This window comes from Kineococcus auxinigenes, assembly GCF_050871525.1.
Lineage (GTDB): Bacteria > Actinomycetota > Actinomycetes > Actinomycetales > Kineococcaceae > Kineococcus.
On record NZ_JBKBCT010000132.1, the window covers coordinates 1 to 3,471 of the forward strand.

Below are 3,471 nucleotides of genomic sequence, written 5' to 3' on the forward strand. Positions count from 1 at the left end.
GTGCGTGCGGCGCTGGGGCGCCCCACGGGATGCAGCCCTGCGGGCTGCCCCGGCGCGCAGGGCGCGCCGGAAAGACCCGCGCCGGTAGACTCAGGTGGCCGGGATGCGAGGTATGACTAGCGTTACGCTGGAGCTTCACGGCTAGCCACCTCGCTGCCCGCTCGCTTCGCTCGCTGGCAGGGCTCGCCCTGGGGGCGAGCCGGTGTGCTGGCTCACTTCGTTCGCGCAGCACGCCCGGCGCTGGGGGCGCCGGGCACGGGACAGGGCACGGGGCAGGGCCGGCGCGTTGTGCGCCGGGAAACGGCACCGCGTGGTGCAGCGTTCGGCGCGCTGCACCGTGCACCACCGGCACAAGAAGGAGGCCTCGATGGCGGGGGAGCGCACGCGCACGGTGGCGGTGCGGTTGAGCCCGGAGGAGCACGCGGCGTGGGAGGCGGCGGCGGTTGCGGCGGGGCGGGGGCGGTTGGGGTCGTGGGTGCGCGATGAGGTGAACGCGCGGCTGGATCAGGGTGTGGATGCGGGTGCGGTGCGGGCCCGGGGTGGGCGCGCGAAAAGCGCGCCGGGTAGCGCGCCGGGTAGCGCGCCGGGTAGCGCGCCGGGTGGGGTGCCGGGTGGGGTGGACATGGAGTTGGCGGAGGTGCTGGCGAGGTCGTCGGTGCTGCGCGGTGAGCTCTCGCGGGTGGCGAACAACCTGAACCAGGCGGTGCACGCGGTGCACGTGCACGGGGTGCAGTCGGGGGTGCTGGCGCAGCTGCGGGCGGCGGTGGTGGAGGTGCGCGCGGTGATGACGCTGGTGCAGGAACGGGTGGCGGCATCGGGTGCCTCAGCTAGTGCCGCAAGGGGTGGTGCCGGCACGTCGAGGAGGGCTGCGGTGGCCGCGGCGGCGAAGGCGAAACGGGCGCCGCGGCGCGTGGCGCCGGCGACGCCGAGTGCGCCGTTCGGCACACCGCTGAGCGCACCGTCCGGTGCACCCTCGAGCGCTCCCTCGCATGCGCCGTCGAGCGCACCACCAGTTGCACCGGGGCCGGGGGATCGGCCCGCGCAGCGGCCGGGGCAGCAGTCGGTGAACCCGTGGATCACCGGCGGTGGGCGCAGTGGTGGGCGTGATGCCGGGCGCAGTGGTGGACGTGGTGGTGCGGGTGGTGGTGCGCGGTGATCGCGAAGATCACCCGGGGGGAGCGGGCGGGGGATCTGGCCGCGTACCTGCACGGGCCGGGCACCAAGGAGGAACACGTGTACGCCGGGCGGTCCGGTGGTGCGGTCATCGGCGGCAACGTGTGCCTGGACGGCAGCCGGGACGGCACCACGTGGGCGTGGATCCTGACCGACGCCGCACGCACCAGGCCGGACATCACCCGTCCGATCTGGCACGCCTCGCTGCGCTGCGCACCGGGGGACCGCACGCTCAGCGATGAGGAGTGGGCGGAGGCGGCGGCGGTGTTCGCCGAGGCGATGGGCTTCGTGGACCCCATCGGCTCGGACGTGCCGTGGGAGCAGCGCGCCACGCAGCCGTGGGTGGTGGTGCGCCACGGTGAGGACCACGTGCACCTGGCGGTGTCGCGGGTGGGCTTCGACGGGCGGGTCTGGCACGCGCGGAACGACTACCGCCAAGCGCAGGCGGCGTGCACGCAACTGGAGCAGCTGTACGGCCTGACGGTGGCGCCGAGGGTGTCGAGCAAGGACACGCAGCGCACCGCCGATCACCAGCTCAGCGCCGGGGAGTGGCGGCGCGGGCAGCGCACCGGGGCAGCCCCGGAGCGGGTGCAGTTGGCCGAGCGGGTGCGCGCCGCCGTCGACGCCGCGGCCGGTGCCGGGCGGGAGGGTTTCGAGGCCGCGCTGGAGCGCGCGGGCGTGGGCTACCGCGCGAACGTGGCGGCCAGCGGGCGGGTCAGCGGGTACTCCTTCACCCTGCCCGGGCACACCGATCCGGCGGGGCAGGCGGTGTGGTTCCGCGCCTCGCAGCTGGACCGTGCGCTGTCGTGGTCGAAGGTCGCCCCCGTCCTTGAGACACCGACACCGGCACCGGACGTCGTGGTGCCGAAGCGAGCGTTGGAGTCCCGCGCCCGGCACGAGCGGCGCACCGAGCAGGCGCAGGCCGAAGCGGTCGCGCAGCAGCAGACGCAGCGGCTTCAGGCGCTGCCGCAGGTGGTCGCCGCGCGGGTGCAGGGCGACGACCAATGGTGGGCGCACCGCCGACGTGGCGGTGAGGCGGCCGGTGAGGCGATCGCCCAGCGTGGGCAGTTGGAGCAGCAGGTGGATTTCATGCGCCGGATGCATCAAGACGCCTTGGAGCACCAGCACCGCACCCCGAGCCGGACGCAGTCGGGCGCGGCCAAGGCAGCCACCCAGGCCCCGTCGGCGAGTGCGAACCGCACGCTCACCGACCCCTCTCGCGACTCCGGCCGCGGACGCTGAGCAGGTGATGCAGCGGGCTGCTGGGGCGCCAGCCGTTGCCAAGAGTGGGGCTCGCCGAGCCCGCTGGCCGCTGCGTTTGCTGGCTTCGGGCCCGGTTGTGGTGGTGCGGGTCAGCTCCCGGTCGTGGGGTGCCTGGACCGTGCACGTGCGGCGGCCGCAGGGCAAGTACCCGTGCTGCGGTGAGCGGGCCCGTCCGGTGCTGACCGCCTCGCGTTGAGCTTGTGGTGCTGCGCGCACAGCACCTGGCGCAGATCGGCTGCGGCGGGCTCGGAGACCAGCATCTGGGCCAGGTCACGGACCTTGACGTTGCGGTCCTGGCTCATGGCGGCCATGACGGCGAAGGCCTCCTCAATCCCGCAGCTCAGCCAGGCGGCGACCAGTCCCTTGGCCTGCTCGATCGGGGCGCGGCTGCTCATCGCGATGCGCAGGTTCTGCGCGGTCGAGCGTTCCTGCTCCACGCGCCGTTGCGTGGCCACGACCGCGGCGGCGATCGTGGCCACGTTCAACGCCAGATCGAGCTCGTCGGCGCTGCTGAAGGCACCGCAGCGCGGGCTGTACAGGCTCAGCACCCCGACCACCTGACCGTTCAGCGTGCCGTTGGCGGTGGCGTCCACCGTCACGGGTACCGCTAGCGCGCTGCGCGCCGGGACCGTGTCCGCGTGGGCTCTCAGGTGTGCGGCCAGGTACGGCCAGCGCGGATCGTCGCTGAGGTCCTCGGCGAGCACGGGCAGGCGGCGGTGGTAGGCGTCGATGCTGGGGCCCTGACCGCTGGCGTCCTGTGCACCGTCGACCTGCTGGGCGCTGCGCGAGTCGGCCGCGACGTGCTCCGGCTGCAGCGGATCACCCAGCAGCACGCTGCACCAGTGCGCTGCGCCGATCGCGTGCTGCACCACGCGGGCCAGGTGGGCCAGCACCTCGCGCGTGCCGATCTCCTGAGCGGGCAGCTGCGCCAGCTGGGTCAGCTGCACCAGCGCCTGCAGCACGTCATCACCGCTGTCGGCGCCAGCGCTGGCGCCGACAGCGGTGATGACGTGCTGCAGGCGCTGGTGCAGCTGA

At 74.1% G+C, this 3,471-nt stretch carries 3 protein-coding genes; 2 read left to right on the forward strand and 1 reads right to left on the reverse strand.

The features are described 5' to 3' along the window. The first annotated feature begins 310 nt into the window (after nt 1–310). Together mobC and ACRYR9_RS19565 are read left to right on the forward strand one after the other, a co-directional pair. Nucleotides 311–1,156, forward strand: a complete 846-nt coding sequence (gene mobC, locus ACRYR9_RS19560; RefSeq protein ID WP_432499095.1) for a plasmid mobilization relaxosome protein MobC — start codon at nt 311–313, stop codon at nt 1,154–1,156. Continuing rightward, nucleotides 1,153–2,415 (forward strand): relaxase/mobilization nuclease domain-containing protein, encoded by a 1,263-nt coding sequence (locus ACRYR9_RS19565; protein WP_432499098.1) that lies wholly within the window; start codon nt 1,153–1,155, stop codon nt 2,413–2,415. Before mobC ends, ACRYR9_RS19565 begins: the two co-directional genes overlap by 4 nt. A 110-nt stretch (nt 2,416–2,525) precedes the next feature. On the opposite strand, the gene ACRYR9_RS19570 is transcribed toward ACRYR9_RS19565, so the two are convergent. Next, a partial coding sequence (locus ACRYR9_RS19570) for a GAF and ANTAR domain-containing protein (RefSeq protein WP_432540217.1) occupies nt 2,526–3,471 on the reverse strand: 946 nt, incomplete at its 5' end.